Source organism: Amycolatopsis sp. NPDC043887, from assembly GCF_056435665.1.
Genome location: NZ_JBWKEB010000004.1, coordinates 307,746 through 333,838, shown reverse-complemented (window position 1 = coordinate 333,838; position 26,093 = coordinate 307,746). Strand labels below are relative to the sequence as shown.

Below are 26,093 nucleotides of genomic sequence, written 5' to 3'. Positions count from 1 at the left end.
CCTCAGGCGCTGGCGCCGCCGTCGAGGACGATGTCGTGCCCCACGACGTACGCGGACTCGTCCGAAGCCAGCCAGAGGACCGCCGCGGCGATCTCCTCGACCGCGCCGATCCGGCCGAGCGGAATGACCGAACCGAGCCGTTCCGCGCGGTCGGCCTCGGATTCGCCGGGCCGGAACGACATCCCGGTGTCGGTGGCGCCGGGGCTGACCGCGTTGATCCGGATCCCCTCGCCGATGTGGTCGCGGGCGGCGGTGCGCGTCAGCACGTCCACGGCGGCCTTCGAAGCGGCGTAGGCGGCCATTCCCGGCAGGCGGGTGTGCGAGCCGATGTTGGACGACATGTTGACGATGACTCCCCCACCGCCCGCCCGCATCTGAGCGATCTCGTGCTTCATCGACAGCCACGTGCCCGTGAGATTCGTCCGCACGACGGCCTCGAAGCCCTCTTCGTCCAGATCCGCCGTCGGCGCGGGACTGCCGAGGATGCCCGCGTTGTTGAAGGCGATGTCGAGTTTGCCGTGCCGGCGCACGGTCTCGGCGACGAGACGCTCGACTTCGGAACCGGCGCTCACGTCGGCGGTCACCGCGTCGGCGGTTCCGCCGTCGGCCTCGATCTCCTTCACCGTCTGACGGAGCTTTTCGCCGTCCCGCCCGGAAACGACGACCTGAGCGCCTTCACGCGCGAACGCCGCCGCCGTGGCGCGGCCGATCCCGGAGCCTCCTCCGGTGACCAGGACGACCTTGCCGCTGAATCGCTTCCCCACAGTAGTAACCACTTTCTGGTCCGATCGTTCCATTATTAGTGTTTGCGAGCGGCGTCGAGTACCGCGATGGCCTGCTTCGCGGTAGCCCTGACCCGCGCCGCGGGATCCGGCCCCTTGCCCAGCACCCGCATGCCCTGCAGGACGGTGAGCAGGAAACCGGCGAGCTCTTCCGGATCCGCGGCGGCGTCGAGTTCGCCCTGCGCCTTCGCGCGGCTCAACGCCATCCGCACGGCCAGTTCGAGCGCGTCCCAGCTGCGTTCGACCACCCGCGCGACCTCGGGATCCTTCGGCATCATCTCCATGGCGGCGTTGACCACGAAACAGCCTTTACGACCCGATTCGCCCAGTATCTCGGCGAGATACCGGTCGATGAGCCGTCGCACGCCCGCGAGCGCCGGGCCCGGCCCGGCGAAGTCCTCGACGAACCGCTCGTTACCCCTGGCGATGTAGCGGTTCAAGGCCGTCAGGTACAGCGCGTGCTTGGTGCCGAACGTGGCGTAGAGACTCGCCTTGCCGATGCCGAGTTCGGCGACCAAGTCGCTGACCGAGGTGGCCTCGTACCCCTGCCGCCAGAACAGTTCCAGCGCGGCTTCACAGGCCTCGTCGACATCGAATTCCTTTACTCGGGACACGAGAGAAGTCTAGCCACATCTGGACCGATCGGTCAAGAAAGCGCCCGCCGCAACTAGTCATCTACTTGCGGGGGTTGGAAGCGACAGAGCCGGCTCAGGAGGCGGAATCGTAGGCCGACCGGGCCTCTTCCACCTTCGGCAGGTTCTCCGTCGACCAGTCCGCGAGGGTCGCGAAAAGCGGCGCCAGGCTCCGGCCGAGGTCGCTGATCTCGTACTCGACCCGGGGCGGCACCTCGGCGTGATAAGTCCGGGTCAGCAGGCCGTCGCGTTCCAGTTGCCGCAGCCGTTGCGTCAGCACCTTCGGCGTGATCGAACCGATGCGCCGCTCGAGTTCGACGAACCGCTGCCTGCCGAATTCGTTGAGCGCCCACAGGATCGGCGTGGTCCAGCGGCTGAAGACGAGGTCGACCACCGGGGCGATCGGGCAGGCCTGTTCGGGGGTCGTCGAGGCGTCGGCACGCATGAGGCCAAGGTACGCCGGGTTGCCGAGTTGTCATGATCCGGACACCCCACGGCCCCGCCGGTGCGCGTAACGTTCTGTCATGGACTTGACCACCGAAAGGCTCGTCGTCCGTGATTGGTCCGAGGACGACGCCGGAGCCGCGCTGGCGATCTACGGCACCACCGACGTGACCCGGTGGCTCACCCCGGCGATGGACCGGGTGACCGACGCCGCCGCAATGCGTTCGGTTCTGCAGGCCTGGCAACAGGCGCAGCCGAATCTCGTGCCGCCGCGCGGGAGATGGGCGGTGCAGCGCAAGGAGGACGGCCTGGTCGTCGGCGGGCTGAGCATCCATCTGCTGCCACCGTACGAAGAGGACCTGGAGATCAGCTGGCAGCTGCATCCGGACGCCTGGGGCGAGGGTTACGCCTCCGAGGGCGCCCGCGCGCTGATCGGCTGGGCGTTCACTCAGGACACGGACGAACTCTTCGCCGTCGCGCGGCCGAACAACGTGCGTGCCATCGCGACCGCGAAACGGCTCGGGATGATCTGGGTCGGGGAAACCGACAAGTACTACGGGCTTCGCCTGCAGGTGTACCGGATCCGGCACACCGACATCGTCTAGGCGCTGTCCACACGGGACACTTCGCCCGAGACGGCGTGACCCGCGCCGCGCCCGTCCGCCGTGGCGACGATCCGACCTCGTTCGACGCGGATCGCGACCTCGGTCTCGTCGCTGACCGCGAGCACCCCCGCGGCCGCCGCCAGCGTCCCGGTCGCGTCGCACACCACGCGCAGTCGCGGCCGGAATGGTTCCGGGAAGGCTTGCCGCAGACCGCCGCACACTTCCGCGACGATCAGCCGGGTCAGCGGCACCAGCTCGGCGGGCTCACTGGTCACGACGACGACGGTGACTTCGCCGCCGGAGGCCCGGACGGCCTCTTCCGCGGCGGCCAGCCGGTGCGTGCCCAGAACCACGACCACGCCGTCGGCGGGTACGAACGATTCGGCGCGCACGAGATCGACGGCCCCGGGCGGTGACCAAGGCCGGTCGGCCGCCTGTGCCGCGGGCGCGATCACCGGCGGCGCCCACCAATCGTTGAAGGCCAGCCCCGCCAGCCGTTCGCAGGCGCTCACGACGTCGAAGGGTTCGACGAGCCCCGGCGCGGCGGCCGCCAGCTGGCCGGCGCCGTGCAGGGTGGTCAGCACGGTCTCCGCGAGCCGGACCCGGCGCGGAATCGGCGACCCCGGCGGCCGCTCCGGCGGGTCGAGCCGCTCCAGCGCGAGCCCCAGCAGGAGGCCGTTGAGCTTCACCAGCTGAGCGAACGGCCGCCGGACGCGCTCGTCCGCGAGTACTTCCGGCATCAGGTCGCGCGCGAGGCCGGCCTGATCGTCGTCCAGGGGAAATGCGGCCACTCTCGACCTGGCCAGTGCGCCCAGCGCGCCCTCGAGCGTCTCGCCGGGCACCGCGTGCGGCGCCCCCGCGGCCTGTTCGGCCAGCTCGGCCAGAACGGCGAAGTACAGCGCACGTTTTCCGGGGAAGTTCGAGTAGACCGCGCCGCGGGTGAGCTCCGCCCGCTCGGCGATGACGTCGATCTTGGCGTCCCGGAAGCCCTGTTCCGCGAACTCGTCACGCGCGGCGGCCAGCACCTTCGCGCGATTGCGCTCCTGCGTCTCCGCCCTGCTCAGCCGGACCATCGGCCTCCCGTCTGCCGGCACGTTGCCCTCGGACCCGGATCAAGATACCTTGACCATTCAGATGATGAGAACATCTGTTTTGAACATCCGAATTGGGAGAGCCACCTTGACCGACGTTCCCGAGATCCTCCTGACCGACCCCGAGGTCCTGCGCGACCCGTTCACCGCCTACGGACCGGTCCGTGAGCGCTCCCCGATCGCCAAACTCAGCGCACCCGGGTTCTCGATGTGGGCGGTGCTGCGCCACGAAGAGGCGCGGAAAATGCTGAGCGACCCGCGGTTCGCCCTGAGCGCGAACAGCTACCAGCGGATGGACATCCCCGACCACTGCCGCCCGTACATGCGGACGATGCAGGAGGTCGAGGGCCCGGAACACCTCCGGCTCCGGCGGCTCGTCGCCCCCGCGTTCACCCCGCGCAAGGCCGCCGCCCTCCGCCCGGGGATCGAGCGGCTCGTGGACGACCTCCTCGACGAACTCGCCGGGCAAGACCGGATCGACCTGGTCACCGCCTTCGCGCGTCCACTGCCGGTCGACGTGATCTGCGCACTGGTCGGCATCCCCGCGGCCGACCGCCCGCGGTGGCGCGAATACGGCGCCCTGGTCTCGGCAGGCGACGGCGCGGGACTCGCGAAAGCGGTCCCCGGGATCGTCGAGGGCGCGCTCGCCGCCATCGCGGACCGGAAACTCGACGCGGGCGAGGACGTCGTCTCGCAACTGCTCCGGATCCAGGCCGAAGACGGCGACCGGCTCAGCGAAACCGAACTGGTCGCCCTGGTCTGGCAACTCGTGCTGGGTGGCCAGGTGCCCGGCAACCTCATCGCCAACGCCGTCGAAATCCTGCTCTCCCACCCCACACAGCTGGCCGAGCTCCGCGAGGACCCGGCGCTCATGCCCGGCGCGGTCGAGGAAGTGATGCGCTGGCAGAGCCCGCAGCTGCTGACGATCCCCCGGTTCGCCGCCACGGACGTCCGGATCGGCGATGTCGTCATCCCCGAAGGAGAACCTGTTACCGTCGCGATCGCGGCGGCGAACCGGGACCCGAGAACCTTCCCGGACCCGGACGTCTTCGACATCCGGCGCGCGGCGGGGCCCGCCTGGCATCTCGCCTTCGCCCATGGGCCGCACTTCTGTCTCGGCGCTTCCCTGGCCAGGGTTCAGGCCGAGGTCGCGCTGACCGCCCTGCTGCGCAGATTCCCCGATCTCGCCCTCGCCGACGGCCTGCTGCGGATCCCGGACCCGGGCACCTGGCGGCTGAACGCCTTGCCGGTCACCCTGCACACCACGGTTGCGAACTGAAACACGTTCTAATAGCGTGACCGGATGTGAGACACGGGATAGTGCTGTTCACCAGTGACCGGGGTATCAGCCCGGCGGCCGCCGCGCGGGCGGCCGAAGCCGCGGGCTTCGACACCTTCCACGTGCCGGAACACACGCATATCCCGGTCAAACGGGAGGCACCACATCCGCGCACCGGCGACTCGTCGCTGCCCGACGACCGCTACCTGCGGACGCTGGACCCGTGGGTCGCGCTGGCGACCGCGGCCTCGGTGACCACCCGGATCCGGCTCGCGACGGCGGTGGCCCTCCCGGTCGAGAGTGATCCGATCACGCTGGCGAAGACGATCGCCAGTCTCGATCACCTCTCGGCCGGGCGGGTCACCCTCGGCGTCGGCTTCGGCTGGAACGTCGACGAACTGGCCGATCACGGCGTCCCCGGCGGCAAACGGCGAACGGTCCTGCGCGAGTACCTGGAAGCGATGCGCGCGCTCTGGACACAGGACGAAGCCTCGTACGAGGGAGAGTTCGTCTCGTTCGGCGCCAGCTGGGCGTGGCCGAAACCGGCTCAAGCGCATATCCCCGTGATCGTCGGCGCCGGCGGCACGGAGAAGACGTTCCGCTGGATCGCGAAGTCGGCCGACGGCTGGCTCACCACGCCCGGCGACACGGACATCGAGGACAAAGCCCGGCGGCTGCGCGAGATCTGGCGCGAGGCGGGCCGCGCCGGCGAACCGGAGATCTCGGCGCTCGGCGTCCGTCCGGATCCGGAGAACCTGGCCAAGCTGGAGGCGGCCGGGGTCACCGAGACGATCTTCGGCCTCCCGGACCGCTCCCCCGACGAGGTCGAGGCATGGCTTCAGCGCCTCGCCGGGAAACTCAGCCTGCCCGCTGGGAGTCGATGAGGTACCGGCCGCCCTGCTGGACCAGGACGAAGGTCTCCCGCTCCGTCGTGGTCCCGCCGGAGGCCCGCACGTAGGTGAGCGTCGCCGTCACCGTGTTGCCGGATTCGGTCACGTTCGACACGGTCACCGCGCTGAACTGCTTCCAGTAGTTCGAATACCGCTCGAAGCTCTGGTTCCTTTTCTGCTTGAAGTTGTCGCTCAACGTCGCGAACCCCGCCTGGAGGTTCCCCGGGATGAGCGCGTAGTACGCCGTGAGCGCCTGACCCGGCGTCTGCGCCGGAGGCGGCGCGGACGAAGACGACGAAGACGGTGTCGAGGTCGGCGCGGACGACGGCGATGGCGGCGGCGCGACCGGCTCCGACGTGGTCGGGACGGCCGACTGCGACAGGGAGGGCGGCGGCGCCTGGCCGGACGGGGTCTCCTCGTCGCGGCTGAGCACCACGACCACGGCCGCGGCGGCGGCCGCCGCGAGCACGAGGAACACGGCGATCACGCCGATCAGCATTCCCTTGCGCGCCTTCGGCGGCGGTTCTTCGGCGACGAGCGTCGTCGGTTCCCCCGCCGCGAGCGCCCGCAACTCCCGCTCGGTCTCGGCCATCGTCGGCCTGCTGTCCGGCCGGACGTCGAGGAGCCGGTTCAGCAGCGGCGTCAGGATCCCCGATCTGGTCGGCGGGGTGATCTCGCCGCTCGACGCGCGGTACAGCAACGCGATCGGGTTCTCGGCCGTGCCGTACGGCGTGCCGCCTTCGAGGGCGGTGTAGAGCGTCGCGCCGAGCGAGAACACGTCGGAGGCGGACGTGGCGTCCTCGCCGCGGGCCACCTCCGGCGCCAGGAACGCCGGTGTCCCGGAGATCTCGCCGGTCGCGGTGAGCTGGACGTCGCCCATCGCCCGCGAGATCCCGAAGTCGGTGATCTTGACGGTGTCGTCGTGGCCGAGCAGGACGTTGCCGGGCTTGATGTCGCGGTGGACGATGCCCGCCCGGTGCGCGGCCGCCAGCGCCGAGCACAGCTGGATGCCGAGGCGGATGACGTCGTCGACCTCCATCGGCCCTTCGCGCAGTTTGTCCGCGAGACTGGTCGAAGGCAGGTACTCCATGATGATCCACGGGCGGTCCTGCTCGTCGATCACGCCGAAGACGGTGATGGCGTGCGGATGCACCAGCCGCGCGGCGATCCGCGCCTCGCGCAGCGCGCGGTTCTTGGCCTCGTCGGCCTTCTGCTCACCGGCTCCGTGCGGCAGAAGGAGTTCCTTGACCGCGACCGTGCGCTCCAGGTTCTCGTCGCGCGCCCGCCACACGGTGCCCATGGAGCCACCGCCGACGGGCTCGATGAGATCGAACCGGTCGGCGAGGCGGCGGATCTCCTCCATTATCGACGTCCCCCTGGAGCTGTGGTGTTCGCGCGAACCTTGCCAGCATGCCAGGAACGCGCCGGAAGGCAGGACCCGGCAGGGTGGTTCGCGGCGCGGTGTCGGTCACGTCGACGGAGGGGCCGTTCAGCGGAACACCACCCCATCGGCTGCCCGAAAGTTCGTATCCCGGCCTGTCGGGGGCGCACTTTACTTCTCCGGTGTGACCTTTTTCCGGGAAAGGGGGGCGATGCGGGAACCCATCGGCGGACGCGGCGTGCTCGAAGGCGCGTTCGCGTTGCTCGAAGCGCTCGACGAACACGGCGGGCAGGCCGGGCTGACCCAGCTCGTACGGGCCACCGGGCTGCCGAAGACCACCGTGCACCGGCTTCTGGACCAGCTGGCCGACCTGGGCGCGGTCGAGCGGGCGGGCCGCGGCTACCGGATCGGTTCGCGGGTGTTCCGTCTCGGGCGGTTCTGGCTGCCCGAACTCCGGGGTCTGGCCAAGGAGCGGCTGCCGTCGCTTTCGGCGCGGATGCGCGCGAGCCTGGTGCTCGTGGTCCCCAGGGAAGGTCGCGCGCTGGTCGCCGCGGGCGCCGTCCTCCCCGCCGACGACGTCCCCGTGTGGCCGGGCCGCCCGCTTCCGCCGGGGACCGCCGCCGGACGGCTCCTCGCGGCTCATCACCCCGCGTTCGCCGAACCGGACACGGACACGCTGGAGATACGCGCGGCCGGGTACGCGGCCGAATCGGAGACGATCACGGAAGGACTCTGCTGCGCGGCCGTCGGCATCAGGACCCCGGACGGCCGGGTCGGGGCGGCACTCGCCGCCGTCCTGCCCGCCCGCCGCGACCCGGTTTCCGCGGTGGCCGGGCTGACGAGCACCGCACGCTCCTTCGGCGCCGCGCTCGCGGAATGTTCACGACCGGACCGGGCCGGATGATCGGCGAACCGCGAACAATCCGCGATCAACACGGAACCGGATGCCGCACCGAAAGCAGGCGGAATATTTCCGACGAAATCACCGATATCCCCTCACCGTGCGTCCGCGACCGGCACCACCCAGTGCCGAAATCATGAACACCCTTGCCCAGCAGGCTGTTTGCGTGACCGATCGCGTACCGGATCGGCGGCCGCGCGGCGATCAATTCACCGTTCCCCGCTTTTCGGGGCCGGTTCCGAACCGGTGCCGCGCACGTACTGTTCAGGAATTCTTTCGAACAGGAGGGAATTCCTTGACAAGACATTCCTGGAAAAAACGTGGCGCGGCCGTGGCCACGTTTCTCGTCATGGCGTCGGCGGCGTCGGCCACCACGGCCGTCCCGGCGTGGGCCACGGGACCTTCCGGCCGCCCCGTGGTGGCCGGGATCGACCTGGAGCGGGCGACGATCCCCGATCTGCAGCGGGCGATGCGCTCCGGACGGCTGTCCTCGGTCCAGCTGACCGCCTTCTATCTGCAGCGGATCCGCAAACTGAACCCGACGCTCCACGCGGTGCTCACCACGAACCCGGATGCGCTGCGGCTCGCCGCGGAGAGTGACGTGCGACGGCACCGGCACCGGTCGAAGGGCCCCATGGACGGTATTCCGGTGCTGCTCAAGGACAACATCGACACCGCGGACCGCCAGCCGACCACGGCGGGCTCGACGGCACTGCTGGAATCCCGCCCCTACCGCGACGCCGGAGTGGTCGAAAACCTGCGCGAGGCCGGAGCGGTCATCCTCGGCAAGGCCAACCTGTCGGAGTGGTCGAGTTACCGCTCCACGAGCTCGTCGAACGGCTGGAGCCCGCTCGCCGGGCAGACCGCCAACCCCTACGTTCTCGACCGCAACCCGTGCGGCTCCTCGTCCGGCTCGGGTGTGGCCGTCGCCGCGCACCTGGCGACCGTCGCCGTCGGGACCGAGACGGACGGTTCGATCTCCTGCCCGTCCGGCGCCAACGGCATCGTCGGGGTCAAGCCGAGCCTCGGGCTCGTCAGCCGCAGCGGGATCGTGCCGGTGTCGAAACAGCAGGACACGGCGGGTCCGATGGCACGCAACGTGGTCGACGCCGCGATCCTGCTCGCGGCGCTCAACGGGGCCGACCGTCGTGACCCGATCACCGTCGACGCCGCCCGGCAGTCACTCGACGACTACACGCGATTCCTGCGCCCCAACGCTTTGCGCGGAAAACGCATCGGAGTCTGGCGTGAGGTCTACACGCCGGACGACACGACGAAGGCGGCGTTCGAGCAGGCGCTGAGCAGGCTCCGGAAGCTCGGCGCGACCACGGTCGAGATCACCATCCCCTATCTGGACGTCATCGCGGCCAACGAGTTCCCCGCGATCAGGACCGAGTTCAAGCACGACATCAACGCCTACCTCGCTTCCACCGGCGGCAAGCACCCCGCCGACCTGGCGGGGCTGATCCAGTACAACCTGGACCACGCGGCGGTCGAAATGCCGTACTGGACCCACAACCTGTGGGACCGGTCCCAGGCGACCACCGGCGATCTCACCGATCCGGCGTATCGCGCGATGCGGGAAGCCGCGACGAGCGCCGCCCGGCGGGGCCTCGACGAAACACTGCGCGGCGAGAAGCTCGACGCGATCGTGGCACCGACGAACAACGCCGCGTGGAAGACACAGCTCGGTGTCGGTGACGGCGCGCTGTTGATCGACTCGTCCGGCCCGGCGGCCGTGTCGGGCTACGCCAACATGACCGTTCCGATGGCGTACGCCGGACCGTTGCCGCTGGGTCTGTCGATCATGGGCGGGCGGTTCAGCGAACCGTCGCTGCTGGCCATCGCCTACGCCTTCGAGCAGGACACGAAGGTCCGGCGGCTGCCGACCTTCATCCCGTCCATCGGCTGAACCGTGGGTCGTGGGTGATCCAGGGCGCGGATCACCCACGACGCCCTTGTCGAGGGGTAGCGCAAAGGGGTGGCGTGGTCCCCATGTGGCCACTCGGCGTGGCCGGTGGGCGCGTGGGTGTGACCGTCGTGACCGGACCGGTCACGCGGGCACTGTGTGGATTTCTGGTCATCCAACGCCCCGAAATCCACACAGTGCCCCTGAGGCAGACGCACCACGCCCCCGTCTAGTGGACCAGGAGCCCGAGGCTGCGCTCGGCCTCGGCGACCGCGGCGTCGCGCTCGACGTGGCCGTCGATCACGAGCGTGGCCAGGCCGTGGAGCAGGCACCAGAGCGTGACCGCGAAACCATCCGGATCGTTCCGCTCCCCCACCCGGTCGGCCAGCAACGCACAGGTCACCCGGTGTGCCTCGGCCAGTTCCGGGTACGCGGCGCGGTCACCGATCCCGGCGCCCGCCATCAGGCGGTACAGCGCCGGATTATCCAGGGCGAAGCCGAGGTAGGACCGGCCGAGCGCGGTCACCGTCCCGGGGCCGCAGGCCCGCAGGCGGCCCTGCACTTCGGCGTGCCCCTCCAACGCGACCGCCACCAGCAGCGCGTCCTTGTCGCGGAAATGCCGGTACGGCGCCGCGGTGGACGCACCCACCTTGGCGACCGCGGCGCGCAGACTCACCCCCTCCGGACCTCGTTCGACGAGGAGCTCCCGTGCGGCGAGGACGAGCGCACGACGAAGATCCCCGTGGTGATAGGCACGTTTGATGATCATGGCGGACCCCCCAGCCCTTGATGCCACGCGAACGCCTCACCTTAACGGGTGCGGAACCGGCCGTGAGCGCTTCGGGGCGTTCCGTGTCCGTCAGTCCCGCCGAGCGGCACCACAAAGCCGCAGGACGCTCTCGGCGAGCGCGTCGACGCCGTCTTCGAGCGTCAGCTGCTGCGCGTCGACGGCGTGGCCGGCGGCGTGGCCGAGCGCCACGATCGCGTTGACGAGCCAGGGATTCGCGAGGTCCTGGTCGAACTCCCCCGACGCCTTGCCCCTGGTGAGCAGCCGGTCCAGATGATCGGCCACCGCCGAATGCCGGTCCCGGTCGGCTTCGGGATCGTTCTCTTCGGCGGCGCCCGCGGGCAGCAGCGGGTAGCGCCGGAACATCCTCCAGCCGACGTCGAGCAGGCGCAGCATGGCATCGGCGGCGGGACCCTCGTCGAGCCGCGCGGCGTCCATCTCGTTCGCGGCCTCCTCGGACACCGCGTCGATCACCGCGCTCAGGAGCGCCTCGCGGGTCTTGAAGTGCGCATAGACGGTCTGCCTGCTCACCCCAGCCGCTCTCGCGATGTCCTCGACGCTCGCATGGGCTTGTGTGCCAAGGACTTCCTTGGCCGCGGCGAGGATCGAAGCGACACTGCGATCGGCGTCGGTCCGCCGCCGCCTCTGCCGCCCCTCGGCTAGCTCGGACATGTTGTCAACCCTAACCCAGGTCGCTATGTTTGACAGCATGTCAAAGATAAAGTCGGGTCTCGTCACCGGTGTCGCCCTTTTGTCGACAGGTCTGCTCGCGGGGGCGTTCGGCTACGGCGCGGTCAACGTCGCCGCCACGTTCGACGTCGTCCCGCTCGACGTGCGGCTGACCTTCCACACCGCGCTGATGCAGCGGAACGGCGTCGTCATGCAGACCGCGATGGCGCTCGCGGCGATCAGCTCCCTCGCGCTCGCCTTCCTGAGCCGAGGACGGCCGCGACAGCTGGCCGGCGTGGCCGCGGCACTGGTCGTGACGTCGTTCCTGGTCACCCGCTTCGGGAACGTGCCCATCAACGGCCGGATCAAGGTCTGGGCGACCACCTCGGCACCGGCCGACCACGCGGCGATCCTCGATCAGTGGGAGACCTACAACGTCGTCCGGACCGTCGCCGCGCTCATCGCTTTCGTGCTCGTCATCGCCGTTTCACGGCTCAAGCTCGCCGACCGCGTCCTCACTCCGGCGCGAGAAACGTCCCGACCAGTCTGAACACGCCCGGACGTATCACGTATTCGCCAGATTCGAAACCGGCCTCGCGCTGCGATCATGGTCCGATGGCCGATGATTCCCACGCTCCGGAGAAGTCGCGAACCCGACCGACCGGCGCCTCCGAAGGGAAACATCGAACCCTGTCGAATCGCACCATCACCCTGTGCGCCGGACTTCTCCTGATCTTCGCCGTCGCCGCTTGCTGGGTGCTGTTCTTTCTCTACGGAAAAGGGACAGACGCCGACAAGGCCCGATTGGAGGGTGTGCGCACCGTCGGCACGATCGTGCTCGGAGCGGGCGGCGCCATCGCGCTGCTCCTGGCCGCTCGACGCCAGCAGACCGCGGAACAGGACCTCATTACCAAACGCCATGACCTCCAGCTGCGAGAACAGGCCAACGACGACGCTCGCCACGATGCCGCGGAGCGGCGGATCAGCGACCTCTACCTCAAAGCAGTCGAGCAGCTGGGAGCCGACAAGGCGCCCGTTCGGCTCGCCGGGCTGTACGCCCTCGATCGCCTGGCGCAGGACAATCCTTCACAACGTCAGACGATCGTCAATGTGATCAGTGCCTATCTGCGCATGCCTTACGAACTACCTGACAAGCCTCCCGATCCCACCGCCGAGAAGGAGATCCACGACGAATACCGAAGTGAACTTCAAGAACGCGAAGTACGAACGACCGCCCAACGCATCCTGGCCGACCATCTCGACCCGAACTACCAGGACGGGAAACGGTTCTGGCCGGACATCGACCTGGATCTCAGCGGCGCGCTGCTGATCGACGTCATGCTCCGCGACTGCCGGCTCAACAACGCCCGCTTCTCGAACGCCCGGTTCTGCGGTGACACCTTGCTCATGGGCATCCACTTCGATGGGGAAACCAGGTTCGACGGCGTCACGTTCACCGGCGACTCCTGGTTCTCGGAAGCACGGTTCACCGGCAACGTACGATTCGATCAAGCGACCTTCGAAGCCATGGCCAGATTCGACGCGGCCACCTTCAAAGGGACCGCCACATTTCGCTCCGCCTCGTTCCTGCGCAAGGCTCGCTTCACGAACACGACGTTCACCGGCAGCGTGGTGTTCAGCAAGGCCACCTTCGCCGACAGTGCGACCTTCGATGACGCCACGTTCTTCGAAGACGCTTACCTTCCCGGTGTGACGTTCGCGCATCGGTCCTATTTCACCGAAGCCGCGTTCGCGGGTGACGCCTGGTTCAACCAGGTAACCTTCAGCAGCTACACCACGTTCGACGGAACGACGTTCAGCGGTGACATCAGGTTCACCGACTCCACCTTGGACGGCGTTCCCTTCGTCCCATCACAACTTCGACCGCACAAGGCACTCGAAGACGAATGAAGCCTCAGCCCGGCTGATCCGCGAGATCGTTCGCCGCGACATACCCGAAGGTCATCGCCGGGCCGATCGTCGACCCCGCCCCCGCGTAACTGTTGCCCATCACCGCCGCGCTGGCGTTCCCGGCGGCGTACAGGCCGGGGATGACCGAGCCGTCCGCCCGCAGGACCCGCGCCCGCGCGTCGGTGCGCATCCCGCCCTTGGTCCCGAGGTCGCCCGGGACGATCTTGAAGGCGTAGAAGGGCGGCTCCCAGAGCGGCGCGAGGCACGAGTTCGGCAGGACGTACGGATCGGTGTAGTAGTGGTCGTAAGCGCTGGCGCCCCTGCGGAAGTCACTGTCCACACCGGACAGCGCCTGCCCGTTGAACCGGTTGACCGTGGCGCGCAACGCCTGCGGCGGAACGCCGATCGCGCTGCCGAGCGACTCCACGGTCCACGCCTTCTTGACCGCCCCCGCCGAGTACCACTCGCCGGGAAACGGCAACAGCGGCGCGATGTCGCGGAAGAGATACCGGTTGCGGTAGTGCTGGTCGACGACCAGCCACGCGGGGATGGTGGGCGACGTCGGGTTCCGGTCGTACATCGTGTGCACGACGTCACTGTAGGGCGCCGCTTCGTTGACGAATCGCTTGCCGGCCGCGTCCACCATCAGCCCGCCGGGCAGGGTCCGCTCGGCGAGGCAGAAGTACGGTTCGCCGGGGAGCGGGATCGCCGGTCCCCACCAGGCGTCGTCCATCAGGTCCAGCGCCGCTCCAGCACGCTTACCCGCCAGGATCCCGTCCCCGGTGTTCGACCGGGCGCCGACAGTCCATTGTGTACCGATCGGCTGGCGCTGGTATTCCGCCCGCATGGCGGCGTTGTGCTCGAACCCGCCGGAGCCGACGATGACGCCGCGCCGGGCTTTCACCACGCCCGCCGCGACGGTCACGCCGGTGACCTTCCCGTTCTCGATGACGAGATCGGTCAGGGGCGTGTTCAGCCAGACCGGGACCCCGGCGCGCTGCAATCCGGCCCGCAGTCCCGCGGCCAGCGACTGGCCCATGGTGAGCGGTTTCTGCCCGGCCAGCGCGGCGGCCGTGCCGCGCGCGAGGCAGGCGGCCGCCACCGCGGCGCCCTTCGGGTTGACTGCGGCCAGCGCGAGCCACTTGTAGTCGGCGCTGAAGACGACCATCCCCGCGGGCGTGGCGAGGTAAGGCGGGTTCAGATTGGCCAGTTCGGCGCCGAGGATGTTCCCGTCGAGCTGGTCAGGCTCGATCGAGCGGCCGCCGGGCATCCCGCCGGGCAGCTCCGGGTAGTAGTCGCTGTAGCCCTCCATCCAGCGGAACCGCAGCGGGCTGTTGGCCATCACGAACGACAGCATCGCCGGACCGTTGGCGAGGAACGCCTGCTGACGCGAGGCGGGGATCGACGGGCCGACCACGGCGGCCAAGTACCGGGCGGCCTGTTCCGGGGTGTCGCGGACGCCTGCCTCGGCCAGCACCGAATTGCACGGAATCCAGATCCCCGCCCCGGACCGGGCGGCCGAACCACCGAACTTCGCCGCCTTCTCCAGCACCACGCAGCTGAGGCCGCGTTTCGCCGCGGTCAGCGCGGCGGTCATCCCCGCCGCGCCCGCCCCGACCACGACGACGTCGTACTCACCGAGCACCGTGGAGGCGGCCGAAGCCGTCCCGGCGAACGGCAGTCCCGAAGCGAGCGCGAGCCCGGTGCCGAGCAGGACCTGGCGCCGGGACAGACCGGAATCGGGACCCATGAATCCTCCTCGCGTGGGGATCGAGCGAGGTCATGTTCTCCAGCCGGCCGGAAAAGTGAAACAAGTTCTACCCGCTTGGAGCAGGCGGGACCCGCCGCGCTCGGCCGGTCACCTCAACCGGCGCGGACATTCAGCCCAACGCACGGACCAGATCCAGCGCCCGGCCGAGAGTGGCGAGCCGGTCGGCGACCGTCTCCCCCGCCGGGTACAGCCGGACCGTGTCGACCCCGGCGTCCCGCCAGACGCGCAGCCGGTCGGCGACCATCGGTTCGGTGCCGATCAGTGTCGTGCCGAGCACCATCTCGTCGGTCACCAGTGCGGCGGCGCCTTCCCGGTCGCCCGCCTGCCATCGCTCCCGCACCGCCGCGGCCGCCTCGGCCCAGCCTTGCCTGCTGTAGGCGTTGTTGTAGAAGTTCGTCTTCGCCGAACCCATCCCGCCGAGGCTGAACGCGAGTTCGGCCTTGCGGGCCGCGACCGTCCCGCGCAACTCGTCCTCGTCCGCGGCGAAGGCGACCTCGGCACCTTGGCAGACTTCGAGGTCCGCGCGCGATCGGCCCGCCTTCGCGAGGCCGGCGTCGAGATGCGAGAAATAGGCCTGTGCCCCCTCGGGGACGAAACTGGTGCCCAGCCAGCCGTCCGCGATCTCGCCGGTCAGCTCCAGCAGCTTCGGCGAGAGCGTGGCCAGATGGATCGGGATATCCGGATTCGGCGCCGTCGACAGCCGCATCGGCTTGCTCTCCCCCGGCAGCGGGATCTCGAATACCTTGCCGGAGAACGAGATCTTCTCCCCCGCGAACGCCTGGCGGATGATCGCGACCGTTTCCCGCATCCGCGTCAGCGGCGGCGCGAACGGAACCCCGTGGAGCCCCTCGATCACCTGCGGTCCCGACGCGCCGAGCCCGAGGGCGAACCGGCCGCCGGAAAGCTCCGAGAGGGTCAGCGCGGTCTGCGCGATCGCCACCGGGGTCCGGGTGCCGAGCTGGATGATGCCCGAACCGAGCCGGATCCGCTCGGTCCGCGCGGCGAGATAGCCGAGCACGGACGGCGCGTCCGAACCCCAGGCCTCGGCGACCCAGCACTCGTCGAGACCGAGCTTCTCGGCCTCCAGCACGAAATCCAGCGTCTCCCGCCAGCCGCGGGACGCCTCGACCGTGGTCGCCGTCCGCATCACGCGCCGTCCGCCTCGGCGCGCTCCTTGATCGCGGCGAGGGTCCCGGTCATCGCGTTCTCGAACTCGCGCAGCCGGACGAAGACGATCTTCTCCTCCTTGTCCGGCATCTGGTCGATGGCCAGCGAAAGACCGGACCGTCCCGGCCCCATCTGCATCCATTGCCGGAGCTTCGTCCCGCCGTTCTCGGGCTCCAGCGTGAAGCGCCACACCGCGGTCGGCGTTTCGGGGTCCTGCACCGCCCAGGCGAAGACACGCGGCGCCTCACATTCGACGACATACGACGTCGTCTCCCATTCGCCGAACGCGTCGTGCCTGCTGTGGCCGACGAACCGCCTGCCGACCGCGGCTTCGCCGGCCGCGCCGTCGCACCATTCGGCCGATTGGAGTTCCCGGCTCATTTCGGGCATAAGCCGTACATCGGACACGATCGACCAGACCCGCTCCGGAACGGCGTCGACCCACGCCTGCACCTCGACCGTCGGCTTGTCGGCGTACTTCGCACCCGTCCACTCCATCGTGGTCACCCTCCCATGCCCGTGACCTCGATAGTTGCGTAGGTGAACTTACGTTGTCAAACCCTCTTGTGTGGCGAATCGGCGTACGACGTCGGGGCGGCTCGCGAGCTTCGGCGGGTAGCCGCTACCGAGCCGGGCCCGCGTGTTCTCGGCGGTGAGCGGCCGGGCGCAGTGCGCGCAGACGACCTCCGCGTGAGTCTCGTGCCCGCAGGTCTCGTGGTGGAGCGTGATCGGCGGCCCGTCGTCCCCGGAGAGCCAGCGGTCGCCCCAGCGCGACATGGCGGCGAGCACCCCGTAGAAATCCGAGCCCTTCTCGGTCAGCACGTAGTCGTAACGGACGGGGTCGGCCTGGTAGGCGCGCTTTTCCAGCAACCCTTCCGCGACCAGGCGGCGCAGCCGGTCGGCGAGGGTGTTCCGCGCGATACCGAGCTGCTGCTGGAACTCGTCGAACCTGCGGATCCCGTAGAACGCCTCCCGCAGGACCAGCGGCGTCCACCAGTCGCCGAGCAGGTCCATGGTGCGCGCGATCGAACACGGCCACTGCGCGAACGAAGTCCGTTTCATACCCGCGAGCCTACGCCCGGCGGAATTGATCCGGCCGTTCCCACACTCATTCTCCGGCACTCAGGCACTGGCACGAAATGTTGCGATCCGGTCAAGGATATCTCGCGCGTCAATATCGCCCACCCGCTTCCGCAGGCTTTCCGACAGTGGCCGTAAACGATCTCGCGTCCGCGCGGAACGGATTCCGTCCGCGATGTCCATCGCGGCGAGACCGACCTCCGCCGCCCGGTCGAGATCACCCTCCAGCGCGTGGTCGACCGCTAGCCAGATCATCGTCAGCGACCGGCTGCGCACCATGTCCGGCCCATAGCCCTCGATGGCTTCGGTGAGCGCGGGAATGGCCTTCCGGCTGTGGCGGACGTCGACGAGCCTGGCGAGTTCGGTGCGCACCGTGCCGATCATCGCGGCCAGGTCGTTGGCCGTGAAGAAGGCCGACCACGACGGGACGGCGTCGCCTGCGGAGTCCGCGAATTGTTCCGGGGCAAGGGAAATCTTGTCGAGCGCCTGGCGGACGTCCCCGAGCAGCGCATAGGCCCACGCCTCGTTCGCCGACAGGATCGCCTGCGACAACGGCCGTCCGGCGCGGCGTGCCGCGACCTGTCCCTGACCGAACTGCTCGAGCGCCTCCGTCGGCGACCGATGATGCAGGTACATCCGGCCGAGCCGGTAGCGGATGTTGGCGAGGAGGTCGTCGTCACCCGCCTCCGCCGCGAGGTCGAGCGCGCGACGGAAGTGCCGCTCCGCCCGCACCGGGCGACCCGAGTCGAACTCAGTCCAGCCCTTCAGGTTGTGCAGGTCCGCGACCACGCCTGCCAGCCGCCGGGCCAGCGGGTCGGACATCATCCCTCGCCGCAGCGCGGCACCGTACGGCTCCAGCACGCGCAGCAGCTCCCGGCAGGACCCGCCGCCTTCCCGGTAGTCACGCGCCCGGAGCGCGGCGATGACGCTCTCCAGCCGGTCGATGTCGGCCTGCCCGACGCGCATCGGGAGCCGGTCAATCACGGCGACACCCCTGGACGCAGGGCACCGACGGCGCGGTCCCGAAACCCGGCGAAGAAGAAACACGTCCGGGTATCGTCCGCCCACCTGGCCCTTGATTCGTTTCCCGCCGCGCGAGGTCTTCCTTGGGAATTACGACGGCGATCCGTACGCCCATTTACCGCTCCCTCCCGATCCGCAACGATCACGCTCGCCGAGGTCCAGGACTGAGCTGCGCCGGTCTCATGGAAACATTTGAACGACGCGTGCCGATGTTAAACCGCCAAGAATATGGATTCACTCCGCCAAATGGCTGCCCATATTTCCTTCATCGGAGTATGCACGTGCGAAGTCTCTTTCTTTTGCACGACTGATCGCCTTTCCGCTTGCTCACCGCACGTGCCCACCGAAGACGGTGAGTGAGCACATGAGACGCAGCTCTCAGCCGAACGTGTGAACCTTGTCAACTCGGGTCACGAAAAGGCTTCACATTGCGTTATCCATAGCTGAAGATCAACAGCAACCGAACGTAAGGGGCTGAAGCATTGGACAGGGAAAGCGACCTCATCCGGGGGACGATCGTCTTCGGCCTGCGCACTTTCGGTGCGGACCCGCTCCCCGTGCGGGCCGACCTCGAATACGACCCCCAAGACCCCTACGCCGTCGTGGTGGCCTACCACTCGGGCGGCGGGACGGTGCGTTGGATGTTCGGCCGTGACCTCCTCGCGGACGGACTCCTCACCCCATCGGGTGAGGGCGACGTGATCATCAGCCCGGCCGACGACACCTCGATCGTGATCTTCGCGCTCAGCGCGCCCGACGGCTGTGCTGTCCTCGAAGCTCCGGCGCAGGAGCTGGCCGAGTTCCTCGACCGCACCTACGACCTCGTGCCCGCCGGCTCCGAGCCGGAATGGTTCGACTTCGACCAGGAGATCGGCAAGCTCGTCACCGAGTCCTGACACGCCTGACCCCAGTGGCGGCACCGCCTCCCGCGATGCCGCCGTCCGCGCCGGGTCAGCCGAGTTCGCGGAGCCCCGGGACGACCTGTTCGGAGAACGAGCGCAGGAACCGCTCCTGGTCGTGGCCGGGACCGTGGAAGACGAGGTGGTTGAAGCCCGCCTCGACGTACGGCTTGATCTGCTCGACCGCGTCCGCCGGGTCGGAAGTGACGATCCAGCGGCGGGCGACCTGCTCGATCGGCAGCGCGTCCGCGGCCTTTTCCATTTCCGCAGGGTCCTCGATACCGGCCTTCTGCTCCGGCGTCAGCGAGAGCGGCGCCCAGAACCGGGTGTTCTCCAGCGCCTGCGCCGGGTCCGGGTCGTAGGACAGCTTGATCTCGATCATCTTGTCGATGTCGCCGGTGCTGCGGCCCACCTGCTCCGCGCCTTCCGCGACCGCGGGCAGCAGCTTGTCGGTGTAGAGCTCCATACCCTTGCCGCTGGTGCAGATGAAGCCGTCACCCTGCTTGCCGACATACTTCGCCATCACCGGGCCACCGGCCGCGATGTAGATCGGCACGCCGCCCTCGGGGCGGTCGTACACGGTGGCGTCCGTGGTCTGGAAGTACTCGCCCTCGAACGTGACACGCTCCTCGGACCACAGCTTGCGCATCAGCTCGATCGCCTCGCGCAGCCTCGCGAACCGCTCCTTGAACGCAGGCCACTCGATCCGGGCGACCGCGACCTCGTTGAGGGCCTCGCCGCTGCCGACGCCGAGCAGCACCCGGCCCGGGTACAGGCTGCCGAGGGTGCCGAACGCCTGTGCCACCACGGCCGGGTTGTAGCGGAAGGTCGCCGTCAGCACGCTGGTGCCGAGCACGACCCGCTCGGTGCGCTCACCGACCGCCGCCATCCACGCGAAGGAGAACGGCGCGTGCCCGCCCTGGTGCCGCCAGGGCTGGAAATGGTCGCTGACCATCACGCTGTCCAGCCCGACTTGCTCGGCGAGCACGGAGTACTCGACGAGGTCGCGCGGGCCGAACTGCTCGGCCGACGCCTTGTAACCGATCTTCAGTGCCATCCGGGGTCACCACCTGGGCTCTTGGGTTGTTCCGCTCTTCACCTTGGCACAGAGTCGATCAGCTCCGCCCATGCCTCGACGGGGTGAAGAGTGTCGGGAAGACCACTGTGTCACCGGGAATGCGTGGAAAGACCCCGTACCCGCCCTCACCTTCCGGGACCGGCACGTGGTGATGAACTGTGCCGTTTGCGCCGTCACCTGTGCGTCGTGCTGGGCGGAGTTGTGATCGGGGAGTCGAACCCCACGCTGCCCGCCACGTACCAGGCGAGCCGGAATACCGCCGGCCCTCGGCTTGTGCCCGCTTCCCGGAGGGCTACCCGCTTTCCACGTTCAGTCCAGGAGGTCGGTCTCCCAGTTGGTGCGCTGGATCTCGACGTCGACCGCCCGGATCTCCCCCGCGACCCGGTCCGCGCGGGACCGCAGTTCCGCGACCGGGAGCGCCGAGAGGTACCGCAGCTCCGACCGGAGCTGGCGACCGTAGCCGCCCTGGTTACGGCCGGCCGCGGCGTCGGCGGCCGCGGTGAGGACGCCGTGCCTGAGCCGGAGGACGTCGCGGCGCGCGATCGCGTCGGTGATCGTGCCTTCCCCCAGCGGGGTCGCGGCGTTGGTCCGGTTGATCCGCTGGATCAGCGATTCCAGTTCGTCCAGCGCGGTTTCGGCCTCGACGAGCAAGGCGGACGCGTCTTCCGACGGTTCCTCGCCCTCCTGGTGCCGCGCGTTGTCGACGATCCGGGAGCGCAGCGCCTCCACCTTCTTGGTCGCGTCGGCGCGCGAGACGAGCGCTTCGGCCAGCTTGATCCGGGACATGCCGGGAAGTATCACCAAGATCGAAGACCGACGCATCCCGTTTTCAGCCCGCCAGGGAATGCTTCTGATAGGAGGAGTCCGGCTCGGTGAACTCGATTCCGTTCTCGTCCAAGGCGTTGAAGACGGTGAACCGGCCTCGCGGGAAGACGAAACCGAGCGCCACCATGCCGTTCGCCATGTCCCGCGTCGCGCAGTCGAGCAGCTCGACGTCCTGGAGCACCTGACCCTCCAAAGCGGACAGTTCCGGAAAGACGTCCTGTCGCCACCGGAGCGGGCTGGGCTCGGCCGGATCACCCCAGTCCCATGAGGACTTCCCGTACGGGTCGATCGTGTTCCAGGTCAGGGAGAGCTCGTCGAACTTCCAGTGCGTGATCTGCAGCCGTTCGGCACCGAAGTCCACCACCACGGGCGCGTCCGAGAGCCACTCGGCGTACTCGACGAACCACGTGAGGTGGACATGCCGCAGCCGTTTGCCCACCAAAGCACGCAAACGATCCCCGTGGGCTCTCCGGATCGTGTCGAGTCCGGAGAGCCACACGGGTGCATAGCCTTCGATGTCGAAGAACGCCACCGAAGGAGTATGGCGGGTCAGTCGTGGGACAGCGCTTCCACCAGCTCGCCGCTGTCCGGGTTGGGCAGGGCCCTCGCCACGTCTGCCTGTGCCACGATGCCGACGAGCTTGTGGCCGTCGATCACCGGCAGGCGCCGGACCTTGTGGTTCGCCATGGTGCGCATGATCTCCTCGGCGTCGTCGTCCGCGCCGATCGTCACCGCCTCGCCCTGGGCGAGTTCCGAGGCGTGCAGTGCCCTGGGATCCTTGCCCTCGGCCAGCACCTTCACCACGATGTCGCGGTCGGTCAACATGCCCTTGAGCTTGCCGTCCTCACCGCAGATCGGGACCGCGCCGACCGACTCGGCGGCCATCTTCTTCGCCGCGTCGAGCACGGTTTCGGACGCGGACACGCAGGTCGCGCCCGCGGTCATGATCTCTCGTGCCGTGGTCATCGCATCGCTCCTTTCATCAGGATCCGCATACCGGATACCCGGCATCCGCGTGCCGACACCTCAAGCCGCCGACGGCTCCAGCAGGATCTTGACCGCGCCGTCCTGCTTCTTCTGGAAGATCTCGTAGGCGTGCGGTGCCTCCGCCAGCGGGAGCTTGTGCGTCGCGAAACCCTCGACGCCGAGCGGGTCGGCGGGGTCGGAGATCAGCGGCATGATGTCGTCGATCCAGCGCCGGACGTTGGCCTGCCCCATCCGCAAGGTGATCTGCTTGTCGAACAGCTCCATCATCGGCAGCGGGTCGATCATGCCGCCGTAGACGCCGCTCAGCGAGATCGTCCCGCCGCGCCGCACGCAGTCGATGGCCGCGTACAGCACGCTGAGCCGGTCGATCGCGGCCTTCTCGGTGATCTTCGCCCCGATCGGATCGGGCAGGAGTCCGACGAGATTCTGCGCCAGCCGCCCGATCGGGGCACCGTGCGCCTCCATCCCGACGGCGTCGATCACCGAATCCGCGCCCCGGCCGCCGGTCGCCTCGCGGATGACCTCACCGAGGTACTTGTGTTCCCGCGTGTCGTAGGTGACGACGCCGGCCGCGGCGGCCTTCGCGAGCCGTTCCGGCACCAGGTCGATGCCGATCACCTTGCCCGCGCCCCGGTGTTTCGCGATCCGGCAGCAGAACTGGCCGATCGGGCCCAGCCCGAAGACCACGACCGTGCCGCCCTCGGGGATGTTCGCGTAGTCGACGGCCTGCCAAGCCGTGGGTACGACGTCGGAGAGGTACACGAAACGCTCGTCCGGCGGGCCGTCCGGCACCTTGATCGGGCCGTAGTGGGCCTGCGGGACGCGCAGGTATTCGGCCTGGCCGCCCGGGACCTGGCCGTAGAGCTTGGTGTAGCCGAGCAGCGCGGCGCCCTTTCCGCGGTCGGTGACCTGCGTGGTCTCGCATTGCGACTGAAGGCCGCGGTCGCACATGAAGCAGTGGCCGCAGGAGATGTTGAAGGGGATCACGACGCGATCGCCGGGCTTCAGGTCCGTCACCCCGGACCCGACCTCTTCGACGACACCCATGGGCTCGTGACCGAGGATGTCTCCCTCGTCGATGAAGGCGCCGAGTACCTCGTAAAGGTGCAGGTCGGAACCGCAGATCCCGGTCGAGGTGATCCGCACGACGGCGTCGGTCGGTTCGACCAGTTTCGGATCCGGGACGGTGTCGACCCGGACATCGCGTTTCCCGTGCCAGGTGACGGCCTTCATGGTGCTCCCTTCGGCGGGTGTTTTCCGTTGCCCGCCGGATGCCCGTCCGCGCATCCGGCAAACCTCGCCGTTCCGTGCCACCGTGGAGCCATGCGAACCCGGATGCTCGCCGTCACCGTCGACTGCCGTGAGGCCGAAGCGCTGGCCGCGTTCTGGAAGGAAGCACTCGGCTACCCCGAGACCGAACGGTGGACCGACGGTCACGGGGTGACCTATGTCGAACTGAAGAGCCCCGATGTGCCGAGCCTGCTCTTCCAGCCGGTCCCCGAGGGGAAGTCGGGCAAGAACCGGCTGCACCTCGACATCGCGCCCACCGAACTCGAGCAGCGCGAGGAGGTCGCCCGGCTCGTGGCACTCGGCGCGAAGATCCTCGAAGACCCCGAGTCGGACCACTGGGTGGTCATGGCCGACCCGGAAGAGAACGAATTCTGCGTGCTGCCGCGGCGCTGAAGCCGCCCCGGTACCGCTTTAAGGGTGGCTTCTTCGGCGCGCGCTGGCCCGCCTCGGAAACCTCACGCCCTGAGGGCCTCCTTCGAGACATCCAGCGTCTCAAAGGGGCCTTCAGGGCATGCTCGGCGACTCACGGCCCGCTGACCTGGCGACGTGGTCGCCTTCCCAGTCCGTGAAGGCCTCCTTCACTACCTTCAGGGTAGGGAAGGAGGCCTTCACGGACTACGAGCAACTGCCGCCACATTCAGTTACTTCCGGACCGCGGCTCAGGCGGCCTCGTCGTCACTTCGCGCCGACCGGTCGGAATGCAGCCCCAGCATCTCCAGCAGCATCCGGCAATCCGTCGCGTCGCGGGCGTTCGCGACCACCGCTTCGGTCGCCTTGCGCAGCACCGCCGCGCGCACCGCGGTCGCCCCACCGTCGACCAGTTCCTCCACCGGACGCATTTCCTCGAACGGGTTCCCCATGACCCACCTCCATCGTCCCTTTCGTTGATACCCGATTCCGGCGGCGAAAGCCCCCGCGTTCTTGCGGTTCCGGCGGCGCCCCAGCCGGTTTCTCCCTAGACTGGCGCCATTCGGACGAGTGGACGGAGCGGGAACTGACCACCGAGTTGCGCGGGGACTTCGTGACCCTGACCCCGGTCACCGAGGCCCATGTCCCGGACTTGCGGCGGATCCGCGGCACGGCCGAGGTCGGGGCGCGCTGGGGTTCGGTCGACGGCTCCCCCACCTGGCCGTTCGACGACCCCACGACGGCCTGCTTCACGGTCCTGGAAGGGGGCGTCGTCCGGGGCTTCGTCCAGTACGGCGAAGAGGAGGACCCGATGTACCGGCACGCGTCGGTCGACCTCTTCCTCGACCCGGCGGCCCACGGCCGCGGGCTGGGCACGGACACCGTCCGCACGATGGCGCGGTATCTCCTGCACGATCGTGGGCACCATCGGCTCGTGATCGACCCCGCCGTGGACAACGAAGCCGCCATCCGCTGCTACAAGGCCGTGGGCTTCCGCGAGGTCGGGGTGATGCGCGGCTACGAACGCGACACCGACGGCGAAGGCTGGCACGACGGACTGCTGATGGACTTGCTCGCCGAAGACCTCACGTAGCGGGTCAGGGCGACTCCGAGCAGCACCACGACCATCCCGGCGAGCACCCGCGGGCCGAGTTCCTCGCCGAGCACGAGCGCGCCCAGCGCGACCGAGACGACCGGCAGCAGGTAGCCGACGGTCGCCGCGGAGGTCGCGCCTTCGTCGGCGATGAGCCGGTAGTTGAGGTAGAAGGTGATGCCGGTGCCGAAGATCCCGAGGACGACGACGGCGGCCACCGCGGTCACGTTCAGCGGTCCCGACGGTGCGGCGTCGAACGGCAACGCGAGCGCGCTCAGCCCGGTAGCGGTCAGCAGTTGCGCGGCGGAGATCGCGATCGGACCGCCCTCGCCGACGAGTTTCCTTCCCATATAAGCGAAAGCGATCGCGTAGCTGATACCGGCGCCGAGCAGGGCCAGTGTCCCCCAGCCCAGCAGGCCGCTCTTCTGCCAGGGCGCGAAGATCAGCAGGATGCCGGCGAAACCGAGGATCAGGCCGCCGACGCGGATCACGGTGATCCGGCGTTCCGTGCCGATCCCGATGCCGATCAGCAGCGACCACAGCGGGGTCGTCGCGTTCATCACCCCGGCGACACCGGAGTCGACGGTCAGTTCGCCGATGCTGAACAACACGAACGGCAAGGCGTTGCAGAAGAAGGCGGCGACGAGGAGCCTGCCCCAGATCCGCCGTCCGCGCGGGAGACGTTGCCCGGCCCAGCGGCTCAGCACGAGAAGGACGGCCGCGCCGAGCGCGCAGCGGATGACGGTCACCTGAACGGGTGGCAACCCGGTCAGGGCGAGCTTGATCCACAGGAATCCCGATCCCCACAACAGGGCGAGAACTCCCATCCGGATCAGGGTTCCCGGCGCGCCGATGCTCACTTCGTTCCTTTCGCCGGACCGCTCGATACGTCTCCAAGCTGCCTCGGACGACTCGTCAGGACAAGTGAAAAGATCTACACCGACGTTAAGCGGTCCTACATGCTCCGAAGTCCCGGCCGTGGCCGCCGGGAAAGGCGGCCACGGCCGGCTTCCGAGGAGATCAGCACTCGCCCGGTAGCTCGCAAGGCGGAACAGGGCCTGCTCACATTTCGCGGTCGCGCATGATCCACCTCCCTTTCGGCCGGCGCACCGGTGGGGAACGGGCGCGTTCTCGCACAGTTTGCGGGCTGTCTTCGCGCCTGCGCATACCCGGTGGCCGTGTTGTGACCCG

29 protein-coding genes are annotated in these 26,093 nt (G+C 68.8%); 10 read left to right on the top strand and 19 right to left on the bottom strand.

All coding sequences use genetic code 11. The annotated features are described in order from the left end of the window. Positions 1–2 precede the first annotated feature (2 nt). From AC069H_RS13365 to AC069H_RS13355, 3 genes are all read right to left on the bottom strand, one after another. Positions 3–764, bottom strand: a complete 762-nt coding sequence (locus AC069H_RS13365) for an SDR family NAD(P)-dependent oxidoreductase (RefSeq protein WP_478232416.1) — start codon at positions 762–764, stop codon at positions 3–5. A gap of 35 nt (positions 765–799) precedes the next feature. After that, entirely contained in the window at positions 800–1,396 is a 597-nt protein-coding gene (locus AC069H_RS13360; protein ID WP_478232415.1) for a TetR/AcrR family transcriptional regulator, read from the bottom strand. Positions 1,397–1,490: 94 nt separating this feature from the next. Beyond that, positions 1,491–1,859, bottom strand: coding sequence for a winged helix-turn-helix transcriptional regulator (locus AC069H_RS13355; RefSeq protein WP_125674622.1), 369 nt, complete (start codon positions 1,857–1,859; stop codon positions 1,491–1,493). 79 nt (positions 1,860–1,938) lie between these two features. Between AC069H_RS13355 and AC069H_RS13350 the strand changes: the two genes are divergently transcribed. After that, positions 1,939–2,463 (top strand): GNAT family N-acetyltransferase, encoded by a 525-nt coding sequence (locus AC069H_RS13350; protein WP_478230074.1) that lies wholly within the window; start codon positions 1,939–1,941, stop codon positions 2,461–2,463. Here the strand turns inward: AC069H_RS13350 and AC069H_RS13345 are convergent. Then, on the bottom strand, positions 2,460–3,536 hold the full coding sequence (locus AC069H_RS13345) for a TetR/AcrR family transcriptional regulator (protein ID WP_478232414.1): 1,077 nt from the start codon (positions 3,534–3,536) through the stop codon (positions 2,460–2,462). The genes AC069H_RS13350 and AC069H_RS13345 overlap by 4 nt on opposite strands. Before the next feature lie 106 nt (positions 3,537–3,642). Here AC069H_RS13345 and AC069H_RS13340 point away from each other — a divergent pair, with 106 nt between their 5' ends. Both AC069H_RS13340 and AC069H_RS13335 read left to right on the top strand, forming a co-directional pair. Then, positions 3,643–4,833 carry a cytochrome P450 family protein gene (locus AC069H_RS13340; RefSeq protein WP_478232413.1) on the top strand — a complete coding sequence of 397 codons (1,191 nt, stop codon included), beginning with the start codon at positions 3,643–3,645 and terminating at the stop codon, positions 4,831–4,833. A gap of 26 nt (positions 4,834–4,859) precedes the next feature. Then, positions 4,860–5,717, top strand: a complete 858-nt coding sequence (locus tag AC069H_RS13335) for an LLM class F420-dependent oxidoreductase (protein ID WP_340682911.1) — start codon at positions 4,860–4,862, stop codon at positions 5,715–5,717. Here AC069H_RS13335 and AC069H_RS13330 read toward each other — a convergent pair. Continuing rightward, positions 5,692–7,086, bottom strand: coding sequence for a serine/threonine-protein kinase (locus AC069H_RS13330; RefSeq protein ID WP_478230070.1), 1,395 nt, complete (start codon positions 7,084–7,086; stop codon positions 5,692–5,694). The genes AC069H_RS13335 and AC069H_RS13330 overlap by 26 nt on opposite strands. 229 nt (positions 7,087–7,315) lie before the next feature. On the opposite strand from AC069H_RS13330, the gene AC069H_RS13325 reads away from it, so the two are divergent. Both AC069H_RS13325 and AC069H_RS13320 read left to right on the top strand, forming a co-directional pair. After that, entirely contained in the window at positions 7,316–8,008 is a 693-nt protein-coding gene (locus tag AC069H_RS13325) for an IclR family transcriptional regulator (protein ID WP_478232412.1), read from the top strand. A gap of 346 nt (positions 8,009–8,354) precedes the next feature. Further along, positions 8,355–9,917 carry an amidase gene (locus AC069H_RS13320; protein ID WP_478230113.1) on the top strand — a complete coding sequence of 521 codons (1,563 nt, stop codon included), beginning with the start codon at positions 8,355–8,357 and terminating at the stop codon, positions 9,915–9,917. A 226-nt stretch (positions 9,918–10,143) separates the two neighbouring features. On the opposite strand, the gene AC069H_RS13315 is transcribed toward AC069H_RS13320, so the two are convergent. Together AC069H_RS13315 and AC069H_RS13310 are read right to left on the bottom strand one after the other, a co-directional pair. Beyond that, the gene (locus AC069H_RS13315) at positions 10,144–10,683 is read right to left on the bottom strand and encodes a TetR/AcrR family transcriptional regulator (protein WP_478230068.1); all 540 of its coding nucleotides are present in this window, start codon (positions 10,681–10,683) and stop codon (positions 10,144–10,146) included. A 90-nt stretch (positions 10,684–10,773) separates the two neighbouring features. Beyond that, positions 10,774–11,373: a TetR/AcrR family transcriptional regulator gene (locus AC069H_RS13310; protein WP_478230067.1), complete on the bottom strand. Its 600-nt coding sequence runs from the start codon at positions 11,371–11,373 to the stop codon at positions 10,774–10,776. Between the two features lie 37 nt (positions 11,374–11,410). Here AC069H_RS13310 and AC069H_RS13305 point away from each other — a divergent pair, with 37 nt between their 5' ends. Together AC069H_RS13305 and AC069H_RS13300 are read left to right on the top strand one after the other, a co-directional pair. Continuing rightward, on the top strand, positions 11,411–11,920 hold the full coding sequence (locus AC069H_RS13305; RefSeq protein ID WP_478230066.1) for an anthrone oxygenase family protein: 510 nt from the start codon (positions 11,411–11,413) through the stop codon (positions 11,918–11,920). Between the two features lie 65 nt (positions 11,921–11,985). Continuing rightward, positions 11,986–13,281, top strand: coding sequence for a pentapeptide repeat-containing protein (locus AC069H_RS13300; RefSeq protein WP_478232572.1), 1,296 nt, complete (start codon positions 11,986–11,988; stop codon positions 13,279–13,281). Positions 13,282–13,285: 4 nt separating this feature from the next. Here the strand turns inward: AC069H_RS13300 and kstD are convergent, their stop codons facing one another. The 5 genes from kstD to AC069H_RS13275 form a co-directional block, all read right to left on the bottom strand. Further along, entirely contained in the window at positions 13,286–15,031 is a 1,746-nt protein-coding gene (gene kstD, locus AC069H_RS13295) for a 3-oxosteroid 1-dehydrogenase (protein ID WP_478230064.1), read from the bottom strand. Between the two features lie 130 nt (positions 15,032–15,161). Next, positions 15,162–16,199: an LLM class flavin-dependent oxidoreductase gene (locus tag AC069H_RS13290; protein WP_478232411.1), complete on the bottom strand. Its 1,038-nt coding sequence runs from the start codon at positions 16,197–16,199 to the stop codon at positions 15,162–15,164. Then, complete coding sequence (locus tag AC069H_RS13285) at positions 16,199–16,717, bottom strand: SRPBCC family protein (protein WP_478230062.1); 519 nt, start codon at positions 16,715–16,717, stop codon at positions 16,199–16,201. The genes AC069H_RS13290 and AC069H_RS13285 overlap by 1 nt, the downstream gene beginning before the upstream one ends. Positions 16,718–16,765: 48 nt before the next feature. After that, entirely contained in the window at positions 16,766–17,281 is a 516-nt protein-coding gene (locus AC069H_RS13280) for a winged helix-turn-helix transcriptional regulator (protein ID WP_478230061.1), read from the bottom strand. 60 nt (positions 17,282–17,341) lie between these two features. Beyond that, positions 17,342–18,265: a tetratricopeptide repeat protein gene (locus AC069H_RS13275; protein ID WP_478230112.1), complete on the bottom strand. Its 924-nt coding sequence runs from the start codon at positions 18,263–18,265 to the stop codon at positions 17,342–17,344. A gap of 539 nt (positions 18,266–18,804) precedes the next feature. On the opposite strand from AC069H_RS13275, the gene AC069H_RS13270 reads away from it, so the two are divergent. Then, positions 18,805–19,218, top strand: a complete 414-nt coding sequence (locus tag AC069H_RS13270) for an SsgA family sporulation/cell division regulator (protein WP_478230060.1) — start codon at positions 18,805–18,807, stop codon at positions 19,216–19,218. A gap of 55 nt (positions 19,219–19,273) precedes the next feature. Here the strand turns inward: AC069H_RS13270 and fgd are convergent, their stop codons facing one another. From fgd to AC069H_RS13245, 5 genes are all read right to left on the bottom strand, one after another. Beyond that, the gene (fgd, locus tag AC069H_RS13265; protein WP_126730730.1) at positions 19,274–20,278 is read right to left on the bottom strand and encodes a glucose-6-phosphate dehydrogenase (coenzyme-F420); all 1,005 of its coding nucleotides are present in this window, start codon (positions 20,276–20,278) and stop codon (positions 19,274–19,276) included. 330 nt (positions 20,279–20,608) lie between these two features. Then, on the bottom strand, positions 20,609–21,085 hold the full coding sequence (locus AC069H_RS13260) for a DIP1984 family protein (protein ID WP_395875435.1): 477 nt from the start codon (positions 21,083–21,085) through the stop codon (positions 20,609–20,611). Positions 21,086–21,128: 43 nt separating this feature from the next. Then, positions 21,129–21,656, bottom strand: a complete 528-nt coding sequence (locus tag AC069H_RS13255; RefSeq protein ID WP_478232410.1) for a hypothetical protein — start codon at positions 21,654–21,656, stop codon at positions 21,129–21,131. A 17-nt stretch (positions 21,657–21,673) separates the two neighbouring features. Continuing rightward, entirely contained in the window at positions 21,674–22,090 is a 417-nt protein-coding gene (locus AC069H_RS13250) for a CBS domain-containing protein (RefSeq protein ID WP_478230058.1), read from the bottom strand. A gap of 60 nt (positions 22,091–22,150) precedes the next feature. Continuing rightward, a complete protein-coding gene (locus tag AC069H_RS13245) occupies positions 22,151–23,344 on the bottom strand; it encodes a zinc-dependent alcohol dehydrogenase (RefSeq protein ID WP_478232571.1) in 1,194 nt (397 codons plus the stop codon). Between the two features lie 90 nt (positions 23,345–23,434). Between AC069H_RS13245 and AC069H_RS13240 the strand changes: the two genes are divergently transcribed. Further along, positions 23,435–23,794 carry a VOC family protein gene (locus AC069H_RS13240; protein WP_478232409.1) on the top strand — a complete coding sequence of 120 codons (360 nt, stop codon included), beginning with the start codon at positions 23,435–23,437 and terminating at the stop codon, positions 23,792–23,794. Between the two features lie 266 nt (positions 23,795–24,060). Here the strand turns inward: AC069H_RS13240 and AC069H_RS13235 are convergent, their stop codons facing one another. After that, a complete protein-coding gene (locus AC069H_RS13235; RefSeq protein ID WP_340682925.1) occupies positions 24,061–24,261 on the bottom strand; it encodes a hypothetical protein in 201 nt (66 codons plus the stop codon). Between the two features lie 134 nt (positions 24,262–24,395). Between AC069H_RS13235 and AC069H_RS13230 the strand changes: the two genes are divergently transcribed. Continuing rightward, the gene (locus AC069H_RS13230; protein ID WP_478230110.1) at positions 24,396–24,902 is read left to right on the top strand and encodes a GNAT family N-acetyltransferase; all 507 of its coding nucleotides are present in this window, start codon (positions 24,396–24,398) and stop codon (positions 24,900–24,902) included. On the opposite strand, the gene AC069H_RS13225 is transcribed toward AC069H_RS13230, so the two are convergent. Beyond that, positions 24,827–25,762, bottom strand: coding sequence for a DMT family transporter (locus AC069H_RS13225; protein WP_478232408.1), 936 nt, complete (start codon positions 25,760–25,762; stop codon positions 24,827–24,829). The two genes, AC069H_RS13230 and AC069H_RS13225, sit on opposite strands and share 76 nt — an antisense overlap. Between the last annotated feature and the right edge of the window lie 331 nt (positions 25,763–26,093).

Excerpts from the sequence above, each read along its gene's own strand:
- AC069H_RS13325 (WP_478232412.1), top strand. The coding sequence starts at position 7,316 with ATGCGGGAACCCATCGGCGGACGCGGCGTGCTCGAAGGCGCGTTCGCG.
- AC069H_RS13355 (WP_125674622.1), bottom strand. The coding sequence starts at position 1,859 with ATGCGTGCCGACGCCTCGACGACCCCCGAACAGGCCTGCCCGATCGCC.
- fgd (WP_126730730.1), bottom strand. The coding sequence starts at position 20,278 with ATGGCACTGAAGATCGGTTACAAGGCGTCGGCCGAGCAGTTCGGCCCG.
- AC069H_RS13305 (WP_478230066.1), top strand. The coding sequence starts at position 11,411 with ATGTCAAAGATAAAGTCGGGTCTCGTCACCGGTGTCGCCCTTTTGTCG.
- AC069H_RS13290 (WP_478232411.1), bottom strand. The coding sequence starts at position 16,199 with ATGCGGACGGCGACCACGGTCGAGGCGTCCCGCGGCTGGCGGGAGACG.
- kstD (WP_478230064.1), bottom strand. The coding sequence starts at position 15,031 with ATGGGTCCCGATTCCGGTCTGTCCCGGCGCCAGGTCCTGCTCGGCACC.
- AC069H_RS13235 (WP_340682925.1), bottom strand. The coding sequence starts at position 24,261 with ATGGGGAACCCGTTCGAGGAAATGCGTCCGGTGGAGGAACTGGTCGAC.
- AC069H_RS13280 (WP_478230061.1), bottom strand. The coding sequence starts at position 17,281 with ATGAAACGGACTTCGTTCGCGCAGTGGCCGTGTTCGATCGCGCGCACC.
- AC069H_RS13310 (WP_478230067.1), bottom strand. The coding sequence starts at position 11,373 with ATGTCCGAGCTAGCCGAGGGGCGGCAGAGGCGGCGGCGGACCGACGCC.
- AC069H_RS13285 (WP_478230062.1), bottom strand. The coding sequence starts at position 16,717 with ATGGAGTGGACGGGTGCGAAGTACGCCGACAAGCCGACGGTCGAGGTG.
- AC069H_RS13300 (WP_478232572.1), top strand. The coding sequence starts at position 11,986 with ATGGCCGATGATTCCCACGCTCCGGAGAAGTCGCGAACCCGACCGACC.
- AC069H_RS13275 (WP_478230112.1), bottom strand. The coding sequence starts at position 18,265 with ATGCGCGTCGGGCAGGCCGACATCGACCGGCTGGAGAGCGTCATCGCC.
- AC069H_RS13245 (WP_478232571.1), bottom strand. The coding sequence starts at position 23,344 with ATGAAGGCCGTCACCTGGCACGGGAAACGCGATGTCCGGGTCGACACC.
- AC069H_RS13330 (WP_478230070.1), bottom strand. The coding sequence starts at position 7,086 with ATGGAGGAGATCCGCCGCCTCGCCGACCGGTTCGATCTCATCGAGCCC.
- AC069H_RS13315 (WP_478230068.1), bottom strand. The coding sequence starts at position 10,683 with ATGATCATCAAACGTGCCTATCACCACGGGGATCTTCGTCGTGCGCTC.
- AC069H_RS13260 (WP_395875435.1), bottom strand. The coding sequence starts at position 21,085 with ATGTCCCGGATCAAGCTGGCCGAAGCGCTCGTCTCGCGCGCCGACGCG.
- AC069H_RS13320 (WP_478230113.1), top strand. The coding sequence starts at position 8,355 with ATGGCGTCGGCGGCGTCGGCCACCACGGCCGTCCCGGCGTGGGCCACG.
- AC069H_RS13240 (WP_478232409.1), top strand. The coding sequence starts at position 23,435 with ATGCGAACCCGGATGCTCGCCGTCACCGTCGACTGCCGTGAGGCCGAA.
- AC069H_RS13350 (WP_478230074.1), top strand. The coding sequence starts at position 1,939 with ATGGACTTGACCACCGAAAGGCTCGTCGTCCGTGATTGGTCCGAGGAC.
- AC069H_RS13250 (WP_478230058.1), bottom strand. The coding sequence starts at position 22,090 with ATGACCACGGCACGAGAGATCATGACCGCGGGCGCGACCTGCGTGTCC.
- AC069H_RS13345 (WP_478232414.1), bottom strand. The coding sequence starts at position 3,536 with ATGGTCCGGCTGAGCAGGGCGGAGACGCAGGAGCGCAATCGCGCGAAG.